Annotated in this window: 17 protein-coding genes and 1 pseudogene; 6 read left to right on the forward strand and 12 right to left on the reverse strand. The window is 70.7% G+C overall.

Annotated elements, in window-relative coordinates; translation table 11 throughout:
• Positions 1-34: 34 nt before the first annotated feature.
• The 6 genes and pseudogenes from IE329_RS27735 to IE329_RS27760 form a co-directional block, all read right to left on the reverse strand.
• Positions 35-1,483 carry a DnaB-like helicase N-terminal domain-containing protein gene (locus tag IE329_RS27735; RefSeq protein WP_190213726.1) on the reverse strand — a complete coding sequence of 483 codons (1,449 nt, stop codon included), beginning with the start codon at positions 1,481-1,483 and terminating at the stop codon, positions 35-37.
• Positions 1,480-1,791: a hypothetical protein gene (locus IE329_RS27740; protein WP_190213727.1), complete on the reverse strand. Its 312-nt coding sequence runs from the start codon at positions 1,789-1,791 to the stop codon at positions 1,480-1,482. The genes IE329_RS27735 and IE329_RS27740 overlap by 4 nt, the downstream gene beginning before the upstream one ends.
• 649 nt (positions 1,792-2,440) lie before the next feature.
• Positions 2,441-3,458 (reverse strand): annotated as a pseudogene (locus tag IE329_RS27745) (IS110 family RNA-guided transposase); the annotation flags it as partial.
• A 380-nt stretch (positions 3,459-3,838) separates the two neighbouring features.
• Entirely contained in the window at positions 3,839-4,099 is a 261-nt protein-coding gene (locus IE329_RS27750; protein ID WP_190213728.1) for a helix-turn-helix domain-containing protein, read from the reverse strand.
• A gap of 224 nt (positions 4,100-4,323) precedes the next feature.
• Complete coding sequence (locus IE329_RS27755) at positions 4,324-4,728, reverse strand: helix-turn-helix domain-containing protein (RefSeq protein WP_190213729.1); 405 nt, start codon at positions 4,726-4,728, stop codon at positions 4,324-4,326.
• Between the two features lie 66 nt (positions 4,729-4,794).
• Positions 4,795-5,397, reverse strand: a complete 603-nt coding sequence (locus IE329_RS27760) for a hypothetical protein (RefSeq protein ID WP_190213730.1) — start codon at positions 5,395-5,397, stop codon at positions 4,795-4,797.
• Between IE329_RS27760 and IE329_RS27765 the strand changes: the two genes are divergently transcribed.
• The 3 genes from IE329_RS27765 to IE329_RS27775 all read left to right on the forward strand — a co-directional run bounded on the left by IE329_RS27765 (position 5,356) and on the right by IE329_RS27775 (position 7,834).
• Positions 5,356-6,885 (forward strand): helix-turn-helix domain-containing protein, encoded by a 1,530-nt coding sequence (locus tag IE329_RS27765; protein WP_190213731.1) that lies wholly within the window; start codon positions 5,356-5,358, stop codon positions 6,883-6,885. The genes IE329_RS27760 and IE329_RS27765 overlap by 42 nt on opposite strands.
• A 13-nt stretch (positions 6,886-6,898) precedes the next feature.
• Positions 6,899-7,195 (forward strand): Imm21 family immunity protein, encoded by a 297-nt coding sequence (locus IE329_RS27770; protein WP_190213732.1) that lies wholly within the window; start codon positions 6,899-6,901, stop codon positions 7,193-7,195.
• 387 nt (positions 7,196-7,582) lie between these two features.
• On the forward strand, positions 7,583-7,834 hold the full coding sequence (locus tag IE329_RS27775) for a DUF2716 domain-containing protein (protein WP_229927808.1): 252 nt from the start codon (positions 7,583-7,585) through the stop codon (positions 7,832-7,834).
• 77 nt (positions 7,835-7,911) lie between these two features.
• Here IE329_RS27775 and IE329_RS27780 read toward each other — a convergent pair whose 3' ends face one another.
• From IE329_RS27780 to IE329_RS27790, 3 genes are all read right to left on the reverse strand, one after another.
• The gene (locus IE329_RS27780; RefSeq protein WP_190213734.1) at positions 7,912-8,715 is read right to left on the reverse strand and encodes a prepilin peptidase; all 804 of its coding nucleotides are present in this window, start codon (positions 8,713-8,715) and stop codon (positions 7,912-7,914) included.
• A 90-nt stretch (positions 8,716-8,805) separates the two neighbouring features.
• Positions 8,806-9,789 (reverse strand): bacterial transcriptional activator domain-containing protein, encoded by a 984-nt coding sequence (locus IE329_RS27785; protein ID WP_190213735.1) that lies wholly within the window; start codon positions 9,787-9,789, stop codon positions 8,806-8,808.
• A gap of 458 nt (positions 9,790-10,247) precedes the next feature.
• Positions 10,248-10,502, reverse strand: coding sequence for a hypothetical protein (locus IE329_RS27790; protein WP_190213736.1), 255 nt, complete (start codon positions 10,500-10,502; stop codon positions 10,248-10,250).
• Between the two features lie 623 nt (positions 10,503-11,125).
• Here IE329_RS27790 and IE329_RS27795 point away from each other — a divergent pair.
• The 3 genes from IE329_RS27795 (at position 11,126) to IE329_RS27805 (ending at position 12,906) form a co-directional block, all read left to right on the forward strand.
• On the forward strand, positions 11,126-11,404 hold the full coding sequence (locus IE329_RS27795; protein WP_190213747.1) for a DUF6221 family protein: 279 nt from the start codon (positions 11,126-11,128) through the stop codon (positions 11,402-11,404).
• A 33-nt stretch (positions 11,405-11,437) separates the two neighbouring features.
• Positions 11,438-12,022 carry a hypothetical protein gene (locus IE329_RS27800; protein ID WP_190213737.1) on the forward strand — a complete coding sequence of 195 codons (585 nt, stop codon included), beginning with the start codon at positions 11,438-11,440 and terminating at the stop codon, positions 12,020-12,022.
• A 485-nt stretch (positions 12,023-12,507) separates the two neighbouring features.
• A complete protein-coding gene (locus IE329_RS27805; protein WP_190213738.1) occupies positions 12,508-12,906 on the forward strand; it encodes a barstar family protein in 399 nt (132 codons plus the stop codon).
• Between the two features lie 585 nt (positions 12,907-13,491).
• Here the strand turns inward: IE329_RS27805 and IE329_RS41625 are convergent.
• The 3 genes from IE329_RS41625 to IE329_RS27815 form a co-directional block, all read right to left on the reverse strand.
• Entirely contained in the window at positions 13,492-13,626 is a 135-nt protein-coding gene (locus IE329_RS41625) for a hypothetical protein (RefSeq protein ID WP_268257341.1), read from the reverse strand.
• Between the two features lie 359 nt (positions 13,627-13,985).
• Positions 13,986-14,561 carry a DUF4262 domain-containing protein gene (locus tag IE329_RS27810; protein WP_190213739.1) on the reverse strand — a complete coding sequence of 192 codons (576 nt, stop codon included), beginning with the start codon at positions 14,559-14,561 and terminating at the stop codon, positions 13,986-13,988.
• 216 nt (positions 14,562-14,777) lie between these two features.
• Positions 14,778-15,668, reverse strand: a complete 891-nt coding sequence (locus tag IE329_RS27815; protein WP_190213740.1) for an alpha/beta fold hydrolase — start codon at positions 15,666-15,668, stop codon at positions 14,778-14,780.
• Between the last annotated feature and the right edge of the window lie 499 nt (positions 15,669-16,167).

The following is a 16,167-nucleotide window of genomic DNA, read 5'->3' on the forward strand; positions in this document are numbered from 1 at the left end:
TCCTGTCCGGGCTGCGCCGCCGGGGCGGTGGCCGTCACCGCGCCCCTGGGCCGGTGCGCGCGGTGGCCCAGGTGGCCTGGGTGAGGCGGGCAGCCTGGGCGGAGGCGTGCTGCAGATGTCCGCGGGCGGCGCCGATGACCATCCCGGGGGCGGCGGTGGGATCGCCGACGGCGGTGTTGATCGCCGACGTCGCGCAGCGCACGTGGTGCACGATGCTCGCCTCCACCAGCCGGCGCCCCTCGCCGTGGGCGATGCCGGGTCGGCCCTTCTGGTACAGGTCCCAGACCTGGCCGGGGGAGAGGGCGCCCACCTCGACGGCGCGGCGCCGGTGGGCGTCCCACACCACCAGCGCCGGGTCAACGGTGCCGCGGCTGCGGGCCGCGTCCAGGAGGGCGGCGAACAGCTGGGCCCGGCCGGGCTGGGTGAAGTCCTCGGCGCGCAGCCAGCGGCCCACCTGCTGCAGCTGCCGGGGGTCGCGCAGCAGCGACGCCAGCACGACGTCCTCGGTGGACGCCATCTCAGGGCGCGCCGATGTCTGCGGTGGCAGTGCGGCGCCGACGGTGCCGGGCCGCCCCATGGCCTGCTCCCACCGGTCCTCCAACTGCTGGAGGGTGGCGAGCATGGAGTTGATCTCCATCTCGGCGGCGGGCGCTCCCGGCACCCGCAGGGTGCTCTCGATGCGCCAGGAGCCCTCGGCGACCTGCATCTGGATGCTGCTCTGCAGGACCCGCTGGCCGAGCTGGGCTGCATGCTCGGGGTGGGGGACCTGCTGGGTGGTGGTGAGGGCGTGGATCTGCTGGGCGACGGCGGGCCAGGCGGCGGCGGGCACCGACCAACGCTCGTCGGCGCCCTTGTGCTGCAGCTGCTCGTAGAGCATCCGGGCGAGCACCTGCTTCCGCTCGGCGGGGGAGGAGCGGACGGTGACCGCCGGGTGGGCGTACAGCTTCTCCTCGACCAGGGCCTTGTACATCTGCCCGAGCCACGGGTCCTGGAAGTCCGCGGCCCCCAGCCAGCCAGCCAGCCGCGCGCCTTCCTCCGGGCGGGCCAGGACGGCGGCCAGCACCGCCCGCTCCGCGAACTCGCCCTGCACACCGACGGTGCGTTCCAGGCTCGCCTGGGCCACCACCCGGCCGTACTGGGCGGCGTTGGCGGCGTTCGGCACGCCGGCGGGCAGGTTCGTGACGTAGCCAGCGACCTGCTGCCAGTCGCCGCCGCTCACCTGCCACCCGCCGGCGCCGGCCCGCGCGTGCAGATCCTCCACCACCAGACGGCCCAGCACCTGGGCACGCTGTGCGGGCGCGGCGGCGGCAACCGTCGGATGGGCGTAGAGATGGTGGTCCACCAGCACGCGGTAGATCTCCCGGCGCCACGGGTCCGCGAAGTCCTCGGCCCGCAGCCAGTCGCGCACCTCCAGCGCCCGGCGGGGATCCTGCAGAACCGAACCCAGCAGGGCCTCCTCGCAGTACGCCTCCGGGCCGCTCACTCCCGCTCCTGCAGGCCCGGGCCCTGCTGCGTGAAGACGGCCTGCTGGGACAGAGCCCAGCGGCCGACCTCCTCGTCCAGAGCCGTGACGGCCGCCTCCTCCAGCGGCTCCCACCACCCCTCGCCCGCGCGCCACCACCGCTCCACGAAGCGCACCGGCGCCCCGGGGAAGTCGCCCAGCAGCACGGCGTCGGTGGCATCCATGTGCTGGCGCATCGCCTCGATGCTGACCGGCCCGGAGCGCAGTCGCTCCGCGCGGGCGGTGGCGAAGTCCGCCAAGGACGACAGCTGCCCGTTGCTCAAGGCCATGACGTCCCCCCTCCCTTCCCCGTTGTCGAATCCCGGCACCCGCAAGCCCGCAGGAACAGGCCGCGAGGGCGGGGCCTGCCCGGCCATGAGACGCCCGTAGCGGGGACACGGGGCAGCGAGCAGGCCGACCGATCCCGCCTGGAGGAAACCGCGACCACCTACTTCCCGCAGGACGGGATCCACTGCCCGGCCAGCTGCGCCGAGGCCTCGCCGCGGGGCACTGTGAGGGGGACCCGTCCCCCCGGACCGGCCCCCCGGGACGGCGAGCACCCCCCGCTCGCCGTCCCGGCCCACCTGCCGACCGAACCTGGAGAGGCCCGCGTTGGAGCGCGACGAGGTAAGCGACGAGGAATGGGAGCAGGCGATGGGCCGCAGTGTCGAGGACGTCTTCGGGCCTGACGACGACGGCTACGAGCGCCGGGCGAGCTGACCCACCACCGCCACCTACCCGGCGCCTCATCACCAGGGCACGCCGCCCCGGCACCGGCCGGCCCGGTCGCCCCTCGACGGGGACGATCCCAGCGGCCGCCGGATCGACGGCACGTCCACCAATGTCCGCCCGTCCCGGCAGGGCAGTACCGTTCGAGCCTGCGCGAAAGGGATTCCCAATGAAGTTGTCAAGCCCGTTTGGTGACGCGCTGCGAGCGTGTCAGCCGAGCGTGACCGGGCTGGGCGGCGCGGTGATCTCGAAGGTGCGGCCGTCTCGTATGAGGGCCCACAGGACGTTCAGGCGGCGGCGTGCGAGGGCGATGATGGCCTGCTTGTGGCCTTTGCCCTCGGTCTTCTTCCGGTCGTAGAAGGCCTTCGAGGTGGGACAGCAGCGGGCGGCGACCTGGGCGGACATGTAGAAGACCCGCAGCAGGCGCCGGCAGTAGCGTCGGGGCCGGCGCATGTTCCCGCTGACGCGTCCGGAGTCCTTCGGGACCGGGGCCAGGCTGGCGACGCCGGCGAGGCGGTCCGGGCTGCCGAAGACGCTCATGTCGCCGCCAGTGTGGGCGATGAACTCGGCTCCGAGGATCGGACCGATGCCGGGCATGCTCAGGATGACCTCGGCGTGCGGGGTGGTCACGAAACCGGCCCTCGATCAGGGCGTCGGTCTCTGCGAGCTCCTCATCGAGGGCCATCACCTCCCTTGCCAGCTTGGCCACCACGGCGGCGGCCAGCTTCTCCCCGGGGACGGCGGTGTGCTGGGCCTCGGCAGCCTCGACGGCGGCGGCCGCGACGAGTTCGGAATTGCGGACCTTGCGGTTCTTCAGCCACTCCGCCCGCCGGTTCCTGCCGATCCGGCGCAGGGCGGCCGGGGTCTGGTAGCCCGTCAGCAGCACCAGCGAGGCCTTGGAGGTGCTGTAGTCGAAGTCCCGCTCCAGGGCCGGGAAGTACTCCAGCATCTGGGCCCGCAGCCGGTTGATCGCCCTGGTGCGGTCGGCGGCCAGGTCCAGGCGGCGCGAGGTGAGGATCCGCAGGTCCACCGCGATGTCGTCACCGCGGTGCATCGTCTGGAGGTCGCGGCGCATGCGGGCCTGGTCGGCGATGACGAAGGCGTCCTTGGCGTCGCTCTTGCCGTCGCCCCGGTAGGAGCCGGAGGCGTGGCGGACGGTGCGGCCGGGGATGTGGCCGAGGGCGAGCCCTACCTCCTCAGGACGGAGCAGACGCAGGGCAGCGAGCCCGGTCAGCTGACCTTCAGCGGCTTCAACGAGCCGCTCATCGTCCAGGCGCCGCCCGCCGACCTGGTCATCGACGTCTCCGTCTTCACGGACCAGCTCACGACGGCCTGACGGTGCGGGCGCCTGCCCCACCGCCTAGATCCCCGGCCTTGGGGACGGAGCGCACACGCTCCGCGGGGACATGGCACCGGCGCGTTCGCGAGGAGGTGCGGGAGCACCGTAGGGAGCCGTGATGACACCGGGCGCAGGGCTTGAAGTGAATTACTGCGAGCGGCCGTTGAGGCCGGTCCGGGATTCGACGTGCCGCCCCGGGGGCGGGGGCCGCGGGGACCCGTGGTCACGGCCACATCCGCCGCCGGGGCCGGGTGCGGACCGGTGGCTTGTCAGGCGGCCGGGGCCCCGCGGACCAACCTGTACAGGGACTGCTTCTCGGCGGCGCTCATCTTCAGCACGTCGGCGACCCGGTCCAGCAGCAGCTTAGAAGGCCGCTGAACGTTCCCCCGCTCGAGGTTGCCGTAGTGACGGCTCGACACCCCGACCATTCCGGCGACCCTCTCCTGCGACACCTCGATGCGCCCCCGGCAGGAGGTCAGCAACCCGCGCAGGTCGGTCGGGGCGGTGGCAGTCAGGTCGTTCACAGACATGGTCGGCAGCCTCCTCGTGGCGCTCGCCCGCGCCACCGGTTCTCCCAGGCATGCCCCGGGCTGCGGCGGCGGTCAGTGTCGTACTGCCGGGCGGATCACCTTGAACATATTCAAACTTTTTGACGCCACCTACTGCACGAGCGCACCATCGCGGTGGCCGGAACCTTAGCGGGCGCACCATTCACGCCTGGCGGGCGCCCCGGCGTACGCCGTCTGCCGCCTGCTCAAACATCCCTCCCGAGCAGCAACTGGTCGACCTGCGCGAGCGCGTCTGAGGACATCCGTCCCAGTCGCATGCACAGTCGGCGCACCTGGGGACTCCGTAGGGCGTCGGCCAGTGCCAGGTGCTCCTCGGGCCCCCAGGTGGAGCCCGGGAAGAAGAAGCCGGGGGAGACCTGGAAGTGGTCGGCCAGTGCCTTCAGGACCTTCATGCTCGGGTTGACGGTCCGGCCGGTGCGCAGCCGGTAGAGGGTGTTCTCGTCGACGAGGGAAGTGCCGGCCCTGGCGGCTATGGCGGTGGCGACGGAGGCGTCGGACGGCAGCCGCGTGCCGGCCGGGGTCACGGCACGTCGCAGGGTCTCGATCCTCTCCGCGAGGCTCTGCCCGGGCTTGCCGTCGGCGTGAGTCACAGCTGTTCTGCCTCCAAGTCAGGTCCCGGCATGACCCCATTAGGCAGTAGTTCTGCTACTACCTTGTCACTTTTGGTCACCGCCGAGCGAGATTCTTCTTATGATCGCCACTCGCGTTCTCTGAATCTGTGCAGACTCCGGAGGCAGCCGCCCCCGGTAGCCTGTCGCACCCCAGAGCACGCGGTGGATGGGGCCCGAAGACCACGGGTTCCGCTCTTCGGGGAGGCCAGGCCAGTGTCCACGCTCAAATTCGCCATCAGTGTGCCCGATGTGAGACTCCGATTCGTAGAGGATCCGCCCGCTGCCCAGATGGAACGGCCGTCGGTAGGCGTGTACGTCCTGGCCCACGCCCATCTTCCCGAGCGCGACAAGACACGCCACCAGATCGTCGTCGTCCAGCCCGATGAACCGCGCCTGACCGACTGCCAGCACCTCACCGATCTCATGTCCCTCCTCGTCGCCGGGCAGGCCGCAGGACTGGCCATCGCGCTTCGGGACGGGAGCGAGGTGGCCGACGAAGTGCGCCGCGAGGCGCACCGCCACGGGGTTCCGCTGCTGGCCATCGGCCCGGAACCCGCCAAGTGGATGTGCCTGCACCGTGCGCTCACCGAGGATCACCACAGCAGGATGCAGCGCACGGCCGACCTGCACTCCCAGCTCATCGAGCAACTGCGCCACCTCGGCCGCGCCGAGGGCACCCAGCGCATCGTCTCCTGGCTGGCGTCCGTCAGCGACGCTGAGGTCACGCTGACGACGGCCCGTGGGACCACGGTGGCCTCCGCCCCCCAGAGCGCCGCGAGAGGGACAGCCCTGGCAAGGGAGCGGATCGCGGAGTTGGCCGCTGCCGGCAGAAGCCGATCCGCCGCCCTCGACCTTCCTGACGGCCGCCAGATTCGCCTGTTCACCATCGGCTCCGCCAGCCCCGCCCCGGTCCTGGCGGTCACCTGCAAGTCCTTCTGTGTGGAAGTCAGTGCCGCCCTCGCGCGGGTCCTGGACCTGCTGGCCGCACGCCTCGCCCTGGAGGAGGCCGAGCGCAGGCAGTCCCGCCTGCAGAGCGGGGAGCACGTGGTACGCGAAGCGGTCTTCAGCCTGCTGATGGCCGGCCAGGTCAACGCCGCCAAGAGCGCCGCGGTCGGCCTGGACCCCGGCACCTTGGACGCCGGCATCGCACGCACCTTCATCCTCAAGGTCCCCCCGGCACAACGGCCCGCGATCGTCCAGCAGTGCCACGACGAGATCGGCACCAAGGCTGTCATCACCGCCTGCCCGACCTATCCCGATCGCACCGTCATCCTCGTCCCGAGCACGATCGGCGACATCGAGGCCAGAACCCTCAACACACTCGTCACCCACACTCGCACGGCCCCGGACCGATTCCTCGGCGGCAGCGCATTGCACACCCTCGACGAAACCCCCAGTGCCTACCAGGACGCCGCCCGCGCCCTGACCGTCGCCGAACGCCTACCCGGCAGAGTCCACTGCTACGTCACCGAGGTCCAACTCGCCTACGTCCTCGACCAACAGCACGCCAGCACCTGGGCCAGACACCTGCTGCATCCTCTTCTCGAACTACCCGAGAACCGCCGCGAACCCCTCCTCGCCACGCTGCGCCTGGGCCTGGTCTTTCCGCCGGCCGTCACCGCCAGGATGCTCGGCACCCACCGCAACACCTCCGCCCGCCGCATAGCCGAAGCCGCCACCCTCCTGGGAGTCGACCTCCAGGACATCTGGCAACGGGCCCTGATCGGGCTGGCCCTGCAGGTGCACGCCGAAACCGCGCACCTCCGGCCGGGTATGGACGCCCCGGTGATCTCCAACATCCTCGACACCCCAGAAGTGCGACGGTGGGCGCACGAGTTCCTCGGCCGCCTGGACGCCGACCGCCGACACCTACGCGAAACCCTGACCGCCTGGATCCGGGCCAAGACCCGCATCGAGGACACAGCCCAGCTGACCGGCCTGAACCCCGCCACAGTGAGGATCCACCTGCGCAGCGCCGAGGAACTGCTCCAGCGCCGCCTGCTGACCAACACGGCCTGCAACATGCCAGAGGGCTACGTAGTCCCCGGCGCCCACGACCTGGTCCTGGCGTTCTTTGTGGTGGAGGGCACCACCCTCCGGACGGCCTGCCAGGAGGCCCTTTCCGGCAGCCGGTGAACCCCAGGGGCCCGTGCGCAGGCGCGGGAAGCCTACCCTCGTCCGGTGGTGCTACGCAGAAAGCGAGGAAGGCGTCGCTGACATCGTCCTGGCCGGCCTTCCCACCGCCGAGTGGGAAGAAGGACCCGTACTCAAAACCACGGGCGAGCTCGTCATGTTCGACGCCGCCTACTTCGGCACCGAGGTCGGGACACTCACGGACAGCACTGTTCTCGAACTCGGCGCTGGCAGCTACCGGGTGGACTCGGCAAGCATCGAGCCCGACCGCCTCACGTCCTTTCGCGTCCACCGATCCGTTGAGCTGACCTGACCCTGATGAGGATCGTCGATTCTGGCTCTGACCGGATCTGCGTGAATGATCAAGGCGACAGCTGCCGGTACGTCATGTTGTGGGGTGATCCTGCGGGTGCGGGCTGGCCGGTATCTTCCGGGCGTGCATCAGGGCAAGTACGACGCATCTTGCGTCCCGACGGTCGTAGCCCGTTGCCGAGCGGATTTCGCTGATCGGCGCTGCCAATTTCCCGTGCTGGATGAGCTCGCTGGCGCGCTCCTGTGCCGAGCGCGGCACAGGCAGCCGCAAGGCCCTGACGATATCGGGATCCCAGCCCTTCCTTCGCGCACGCCACGATCGCAGCGGTGGCCCCATCGACCAGTTCACTGTTCCCCCAGAGCTGCCGTGGCCGTTCAGTAGTTCTTGGTGAGGATACGGATCCGCAGGAGGCGGAAGGAGGCCCGGCCGTACATTTGCGCCATCCCCGGACGCCCACCCCGGCCCGGCAAGGGCACCTATCCGGACGGCGACTACTACCTCCACGTCACCGACGACCTTCGCCTGGGCACCTTCGGCCACCCCTGGGAACAGACGCTGACGATCTGGGGACCGACCCTGCTCGCGGCCGTCGCGCCGGAACTGACCGAGTTGCTCGGAAACCCGATCAGGCAACGCTAGCCAACTGCGGAACAGGCCGCCCGCATCGTGCACCGGGCCCACGTCGAGGACCTCTGACAGTCGCCCGGACATGAGGCTCAGCCGATGGCCACCGATACCGCCACGGCGCCCGCCAGGAGGGCGGGGCCGAAGGCGATGTCGCCTTTGCGGCTGCTGCCGGCGACCAGCTGGGCCGCGGCGTGCAGGAGGCCGAGGAGGAATCCGGCGGCGATACCCCAGTACACGGCCGTCCAGCTGTGCCAGCCGAGCAGCGCCGCGAGCGTCGGTGCGATCTTCACGTCGCCCAGTCCCAGGCCGGCGACCGTGGCGAGCAGCAGGAACACCACGCCCACCGCCGCGGCGGCCGCCGCCGTCCGGCCGAACGCCGCCCACTGCCCGCCGGTGACCGCTGCGGCGCCCAGCAGTATGGCTGTGCCGGCCGCCGCGGCCGCCGTGAGGAGATCCGGCAGCAGCCTCACCGCCACGTCGACCAGGACCAGGGCGCTGCCCACCAGAGCCAGCCACAACTGCGCGCCCAGCAGCCACCCGTCGGCGCCGCCCGCCACAACTCCGACCAGCGCGAGTGCGGTCACCGCCTCGGGCACCAGCGCCGCCGAGCCGACGGCACCAGGGCCCTCCACTGCGGGGAGCGGAGCGCCGGCCGGGGGAGCGGTCAGCACCGGGGCGGCCCCGCGGGCCACGCAGCCGGCGCAGCGGCGGCGGAGCGCCAGCTGGAGGTAGGGGGCGGGTCGGGCGTCGAGCAGGGTGCTGTCGCAGGTGGGGCAGCGGGTGCGGGTGCCGTCGTCGAGGGTGTGGGCGAGGACGGTCGGGCGGACGAGGAGGGCGCCGGTGGTGAGTCCGGCGGCCGCGGTGAGGACGAGGGCGGGCAGGGAGTGGGGCACCGGCGGTCTCCGGGACGGGTCGGGTTCGCGGGGTGCTGAGGTGTGCGTAGGCCCGGCCGGCGGGTGCCGGGCGGGCCTGGGCGGGGCGGTTCAGTGGAGCTTGGCGGCCCCTCGGGAGGTGGTGAGCTGCTGGATGAGCCGCTCGGTCTTGTCCTGGACGTCGTCGAAGCCCATCTTGGCGGCCATCTGCCGGACCTGGGCGATGACCTGCCGCAGTGCGACGGGGTTGCCGGCCCGGTGCTCGACGCGCATCCAGTCGCGGTACAGGACTTCGGCGGCCGGCTCCACGTCCAGGCCGGTGCTGGTCGCGTGGCGGGCCGCGTCGATGTCGAGGACCTCGTCCTGGATGCGCTGGAAGGCGATGGTGTGGGCGACCGTCACGATCTTGGTGTTCATCGTCTGCACCAGCGGCGCGGCCCAGGTGTGGGCGCCGGCGCCGCCGAAGGGCTTGCCCCGGACGAGACGCAGGGTGGCTTGCAGGTCGAGGACCCCGGCGGCGCCCTGGCGGAGGCCGCGCTCGGCCAGGTGCTCGAAGTTGGCGTAGTCGCAGGTGATCTCGTCGGACAGGGCGTACTGCTCGACGCCCTTGGGCTTGGGCCGCAGGTAGGGGATGCCGGCGCTGTCGACGCCGAGGGGGCGGCGCAGGCGGGACATGTGGGTGTCCATCGTGCTCGGCGTCCACGGGTTGACGGGGTCCATGTGGCCGGCGATCGACCCGTAGTCCCGGTCGGACTTGAAGATGAGCAGCGCCGCGAGCAGGACCAGCCTCGGCTGGATCGGCGCCTCGTCGATGCCCTTGATCCGCAGCGGCCCGAGCACCTGCACCTGCGGCGCCGTCGGCCCCGGCGGGACGTCACCGGCGCCGTCGCGCACGATGCTGACCCGGGGACGCCCCTTCGCGCGGACCCCCAGGGCCTGGGGGAGTGCGGCGGCCGCGGCACCGCCCGTCGGGCCGGAGGAGCCGTCGCCCGCGGGCCCCTGGGCGCAGGGCCCCGGCAGGGCGTCCGGAGCCACGGCAGGGACCTCGCTCGCCGGGGTGACCGGCGTCGCGCTGGTGCCGGCCGGGTTCTGCACGGGGGCATCCGACCCGGATCCGGATTCGGGCCCGCTCTCGGGGCCGGTGCTCGGCGTGGCCGGCCCGGCGGGGGAGGGCAGGAGCGACAGGTGCGCTCCGGAACGGCGTCCTTGAGGGCGGAGGGGCCGAACCGCGGGGCGTCCGGGTCCGGGACCTGCCCCCACACACCGCCGGCCGCCGCGGCCGGCTGCACGGCGGTCGTCATCGTGGCGGTCAGCTGCCGGTACGCCTCGTCGGTGACACGCTGCAGGACCACCTCCTGGCCGTCCAGCATCTCCAGCGGCTGGCACTGCGTCACCAGCGAGGCGTCCAGCACCGGCGCGTCGGGGAACAGCTCCCGGGCCCGGCCCGCGGCCGGCAGGACCGCGGCGATCCGCTGCCCGGCCGGGACCTTGCCCATCACATCCGCGAACTCGTAGACCTCGTCCGGCGACAGGACACCGGCGCACACCACCATCTACGGCAACGGCTCGGTACCGTCCTCGTGCTGCGCCTGGTGGACCTCGATCAGGACGCGCGCCAGGTCGGCGGTGGCGGTGGTCAGGCGGGGGACGTACATGCCGCGGCACTGGGGGAGGAGCTGCTGCATCTCGAGGCCGAAGCCCGCGGTCAGGATCTCGACATGGTCCGCCCACAGGGCGGTGCCCGCCTCCATGGCGATGCCGCGGGCGACCTCGCGCACCTGCTGCTCGTCGCCGTCCAGGAGCAGCACGCCCGAGCACCGCCGAGACACCGGTGGGAGGGCGCGCACCGCACACCTTGCCGAGAGGCTGGGGACCACAGAGGACGGGGCGGTGACGCGGCCCGGCCTGCTCCCGCGACGACCCAGGAGCTGCCTGACCGGACGACAATCCGATGTACTCACCGGCCCTTCTCGGGAGATGTTCCGAGTCTCTTCCCGCTCAGCGGTGGGGGGTTGGCGGGGTCTACTGCCTGTGGGCCGGTGATGAGATTCCTCCCCAAGACGCTGCAACTGCTGCTGAAGCGGTCTCGTTGGTCGTGGCAGGCTTGCCGGTTGGCTTCGGTCCTGCGATTGAAGGCCGCCTGGATGCTTGATCGATCTTGGCCAGTCATGTCACGTCCGGGGGGTAAGACGTCGGCTGACAGGGGCCACCGTCGGGGCTGTCTGCTGCCGGCCACGCCGACCTGAGTGGCCTCAGCAGGCTCAGCACGGACATGCGCCAACGTATGCTCGCTCGCTGGCCCACACTCCAACCAGTCCCTCACAACGCCCATGAGCACCGGCTGACATCCCGGCTTGCACGGAAGCCCGAACCACAACCATTGATTGTTTTTCATCCCCCGGCATCGCCGGAAGTGGGCAATGATCTCCTCATGGAAGACCTCCTGAAGTTCCTTCACGCCTGCTACGAGACGGACAACCACGCCTATGCCGAGGTGGTCTACCGCTTCGGGGCCGACGCCCTCCTTGACAGCCATCTGCCGATGCTCGACCTCGTCGACATGCTGGCCCGGGACTACAAGGGAATGGACCCGTCCGACGCGCGCTTCGTCGGCCTCGGTCATGCCCTTCGTGTGCTCGCACAGTCGTACGCCGAGCACCCTGGTTACCGGGAGGAGTGGCGGCCCCAGACGGACTCGGCCGACACGTAGGTGGGGCCGGAGCGCACTGCTAGCCTGCGCTGCGTGACGAGCGACGATGACATCCTGGACGCGATCAGGCAGGACTCCGGCCTTGCTGAGCTGCTGTGGAACGTTTGCGAGTTCGATCTCGCGCGTGGAGATCACGGCGAGCCCGTCCGGCTGTCGTCCGGGCTTTCCTTGACCGGCTTGGCCGGCGACTGCACCGGCGGGACATTCTTCCTCTGCGGTCGCGACAGCACGGCACGGCCCGTGCTGTACGCCGGCTCCGAGGGAGAGGCCGGTCTGATCGGCCAGAACCTCGGCGAAGCACTGCAGATCATGGTTGGGCTGCCGTCCTGGCGGGACTGCCTGAAGTTCTCCGGAGCCGGTGACCTCGCGGTCATGCGGACGGCCGCCGATCACCTTGTCCGCGACGAGAACCGGGACGAACCGGAGCTCGGTGCTCAGCGGATTCGCCTTGCGGCTGCACTGCGTGTGGATCTACCACCCGTCTCCGCCCTGCTGACCCGTCTGCATGCTGCGGTTTCCGCGACCGTGCCTCAATTCGTGCTCACCGTCGAGACGGGCGAGGAGTACGAGACGCTCTTCGGGACCTGGCTGCCGAGCCACAATCCCGCCTGGCACTGAAGACCGTCACAGGATCAGCGGCACAGCCGGTTCACCCGTACCTGGCACTGCACTTCCCCGGCTCCGAGCTGCGTGCGCCGCTGGGCTGGGGGATGGGTAGGGCAGGTCACTTTGGGCCGATGGCTCCGCAAGGCCTTCCACTTCGCCAATGACCTTGCGGGAGTGACTGCTCTTCCGGCCTTTGTGGTCAGCTACCTGCTCTTCCTGTTGCTGTTCATTGAGTTCCCCCTTGCCGGAGGTGCTGCGATTGGGGTGATGTGCCCGAGCTGTCGCAATGGGGGACGGCACTGACTCCTCGGCACAGCAAATGCCCGGGCCCTCGCCAAGCCGAGTGCGCCCTCTGGGATGATCTGCAGACTGCGGGACCGAGGTGAAGCAACCTGGCCGGCCATCGCAGCCCGGTCGGGGCGATTCCCGGCGAAGTGGTGGAGCGCGGCGCGGCCATCGTGTCGGGTGCAGGCTGGACACCTTGAACCGGAGGGGAAATGAACCACTACTGGACCGGCGAGGCCCCCTGGGTGCACCATCTGGATGCGGACGCCCGGCACTCCTCGTTCTTCCTGCCGCCTTCAGGGACCAGCTACGTAGCGCGTCTGGACGGTGCCAGGATGGGCGACGAACAAGCGGTCTTCGAACATATGAGTGCCTGCCTCCGGTTTCCGGTCTACTTCGGCTGGAACTGGAATGCCGTCGCGGACTGCCTTCAGGACATGAAGTGGGTGCCCGCTGACCACTACCTGGTAGTGATCGAGCGGTCAGCGCTGGTGCTGCAGGAGTGGGACGAGGATCGCGAGATCCTGCTCAGGATTCTCAACACCGCTGGTCGGCGTTGGGGGCAGGGGCTGGATCGGCCTGGCAAGTCGTTCAATTCGCTGCTGCTGTAAGGCTGTGGCGCCGGCCGCTCGGCTTCTGACAGACTGGCGCCCATGACGCTGCAGCGAAAGGGCCATGCCGCGTAGGCGTCCTTCGGGCTTGCGCTCGGAACGCCGGAGGTTCCCGGTCGAGCGTGGGCGACATTCGAAGATCGGTCGGGTTTCCGGCTCGGCGCAGGCCGACATCATCCGGTTGGAGCGAACTCGCTTCGGGCCCGGTGACCTGGCCGAAGCCCTGGCCGCCTGGAATGAGCTGGCGCATACTCCGCGACGGCGTTCGCCCTTTGTCCGCACAGGCTGTGGCGAAGCGTCCTGCTGTCCACCGGAGCCGAGCGAGTGGCGGGATCTCCTGGACGTGGCCGTACGTGCTTTGCCTCGGAAGTCCGCGCGGGAGCTCGCCCGTATCGTCGGGAGCCTCGACAGCAGAATTCTCGATCACCCGGCCCTGCGACACACCGTCTCACCGCACGGTCCATGGTGGCGCTTCAGTTTGTGGCCGTGGGAGGACTGACCGTCAAGGTGCTGGTCGCCGTTCACCTCAGCCGCGCCGGGTCCAGCGCGGACGGCGGCGGCCGGTCGGCTCGGCCAAGAAGCGGGTCAGCCCTGATCGAGCCAGTGGCTGTCGAGGTAGTCGACCAGTGCGGCCTCCTTTCGGAGCACCTGGTCGCGGTCATCGGCAGGTAGCGACGCCAGGGCGTCGATCAGGACCCGTCTGCGAGCAACGTGGACCATGGCGCCCGAATAGATCCGGCACCCCGAGCACCAGGAAAACCCGATGCACCGTTCGAAGCCGGTGGACTCGGGAGGATGGAAGCGGTACTGGTAAGAGCGGACGGGCTCGCGACACACGAGGCAGACCCAGCGGTCAGCGTCGCGGACGGACCAGCCGTCTCCCCTCTTGCGCCAGGACTTCCGCCCGGCCGGTGCTCTTCAAGTCGCCACAGGAACATTCTGCCTCGGTGCGGTATCAGGGAACACTCAATTGCCGGTGGCGGATCAGGAAGACTCGGCACAGCAGTCACGGTCCGGCGTGATCCCGGCCCCGGCGGGCCTGCGTCCTGTGCCGGACCTGCGAAGCCTCTGCCGTGCGGTCATGGCCAGGCGGCCTCCTCGGTCCAGACGCCCTGCGGGTGGCGTCCGACCGGTAGATGGAGGTTCGGCTGCGCGCGGCAGCCCGGGCTGGCCTGTTCGTCCGAGGGCCATCGGTGCTCCCGGTCGGGCCAGACCATCTGGACAATCGGGACCGGAGTCTGTCGGTAGAAGCCGACGGCCGTGCCGAACAGGGCGCGGTACCAGCTGTTGTCCACGGATTGGAGCCGGAGCTGGTAGCCCTCGACGACATCGGGGAGGAGGATGCCGGGCTCCCGTGGCGCCCCGTCGCGCAGCAGGGTCGCGGCATCACCGACCCAGTGCATCAGCCCGTGCAGATCCAGGCCGAACATGGAGATTTCGGGGATGCGGTGGGAATGCCACAATCCGACGGTGAAGGCCCAGTCCGGGACGTCCCCGCCGCCTCCCACCCCGATCACGTGCCAGCCGTGCTCCTGTACGTGCGCCATCGCCGAGGCCCATTGCTTCCTGCGTCGCCGCCGTGCGCGGAAGGTCGCGGAGGCGACGGGATCGCAGAGCACACAGGGGCAGGGAGAAGCCGCGGTCAGGTCGGTCACCCGGGTATCCAATCAGATCACCGCGGCCCCGTGCGTCTGCCTGACCAGCGGAGACCGGCTGACGACCCGGACCGGCGGTGGGGAGTGACGGCCGGGCCGGACGTGGCCGTCGCCGGTCCGGCACGGCCGGCCCTCGGGCCGGTCCGAGGCCGTGTTGTCCTGCGAGGTGGGTGCACCGTCGCGGCTCGCTCCCGCGCCCCGGGGCGTGCGGCGTGTTCAGGGCCGGCGGGCACAGGCGGCGGTGAAGACCGTCAGGTCGGCGGCGGTGCGGACGGGGTCGTCCCACTGGACGACATGGCCGGCGCCCTCGTGGACCAGCAGCGTGCTCCGGGGGAAGGCGGCGGTCAGGCGGTCCTGGTCGGAGCGGGGCAGGATCTGGTCCCGTTCGCCCCAGATCACCAGGACAGGAGCGGTGAGCTCCCCGAGGCGTGCCGGCGGTGGTTCGTCGAGCAGGCCGTGGAAGGTCTCGCGCCACACCCTGGCGGGTGTGCGCACGGCCTCGCGCGTCATCAGCTCGGCGAAGTCCTCCGGCAGTGGCCGGCTGACCATGGAATCGACCAGTTCGCGCATCGCGACCGGGTCGAGCGGGTCGGTGAGGCCGTCGACCCACTCCCGGATCGCGGCCACCCCCGGCTTGTCGGCCAGCTGCGCGGGGGAGCCGAGGAACACCAGGCCGGCCACCCGGCCGGGCTCCGCCGCGGCGAACCGGCGCAGGGTGAAGCCCGCGCTGGACGCGCCCACCAGGACCGCCCGCTCGACCCCCGTCCGGTCCAGGAAGGCCGCGAGGTCGGCCGCGAAGTGCGCCGGCCGGTACCCCTGCGGCGGGCAGCTCGCCCCGCCGTGCCCGCGCTGGCTCGGCGCGAGCACGCGCAGGGTGTCCGGCAGGTGGGCCATCAGCGGTTCGAAGGACCGCCAGGAGTCGCCGACGGCGTGCAGCAGCACGACCGGCAGCCCGGTGCGCGGCCCTTGCTCGGCGAAGGGGAGCCGTACGACGGACCCGGCCGGACCGGAAAGGGGGACGGGGACGACGGACTCCGTAGGGGCGGTACGCCGGGCCGGGCCGTCGTCGTTGTTGTTGTTCAAGGTGGCTCCAACCCTGGGGTCCATCCACCATCCCCGCACTCACTGCGTGATCACGCGGCCGGACATCCACGCGTGAAGGGTGTGCCGACCGGGATGTCCACCGCCGGTCAGGCCCTAGGCGCGGGCGCAGCCCGAACGGATATCGAGGCGGCGCGTTGGGCGATTTTCCACGCGTTCTCTTGATGTTCCATTTTCGCTGCCCTCGTTCGCACGGCGCGAGCTTTTCCGACGGTGCATTTCTCCGGCCGGGCAAATTGCCGGCGCTTCCCCCGCAAAGCGTGGCGCTCCCGTCGGACGTCGGGCTTTGTCCGGCGGTCGTCCGGCTGCCGTGGGTCGGGTGGCCTGAGCGGGGTGTTGGGCACGTTGGGAGAAGTGGTCCGGTGGGGCTGCTGTGATGCTGTTGGTGGCTTCGATTCTCGGCCGGTCCTCATTCGTCCGTTGTGGTTCTTGATGGGAGGGGTTTGTGGTGATCAAGTTGGAAACCGTGCTGCTGGAGATCGAGGGGCCGGTGGCGACGATCTCG

Source organism: Kitasatospora indigofera (genome assembly GCF_014655955.1).
In the GTDB taxonomy this organism is placed as follows: domain Bacteria; phylum Actinomycetota; class Actinomycetes; order Streptomycetales; family Streptomycetaceae; genus Kitasatospora; species Kitasatospora indigofera.

Excerpts from the sequence above, each read along its gene's own strand:
- IE329_RS27740 (WP_190213727.1), bottom strand. The coding sequence starts at position 1,791 with ATGGCCTTGAGCAACGGGCAGCTGTCGTCCTTGGCGGACTTCGCCACC.
- IE329_RS27750 (WP_190213728.1), bottom strand. The coding sequence starts at position 4,099 with ATGTCTGTGAACGACCTGACTGCCACCGCCCCGACCGACCTGCGCGGG.
- IE329_RS27765 (WP_190213731.1), top strand. The coding sequence starts at position 5,356 with ATGCAGCGCACGGCCGACCTGCACTCCCAGCTCATCGAGCAACTGCGC.
- IE329_RS27795 (WP_190213747.1), top strand. The coding sequence starts at position 11,126 with ATGGAAGACCTCCTGAAGTTCCTTCACGCCTGCTACGAGACGGACAAC.
- IE329_RS27805 (WP_190213738.1), top strand. The coding sequence starts at position 12,508 with ATGAACCACTACTGGACCGGCGAGGCCCCCTGGGTGCACCATCTGGAT.
- IE329_RS41625 (WP_268257341.1), bottom strand. The coding sequence starts at position 13,626 with ATGGTCCACGTTGCTCGCAGACGGGTCCTGATCGACGCCCTGGCGTCG.
- IE329_RS27815 (WP_190213740.1), bottom strand. The coding sequence starts at position 15,668 with ATGGACCCCAGGGTTGGAGCCACCTTGAACAACAACAACGACGACGGC.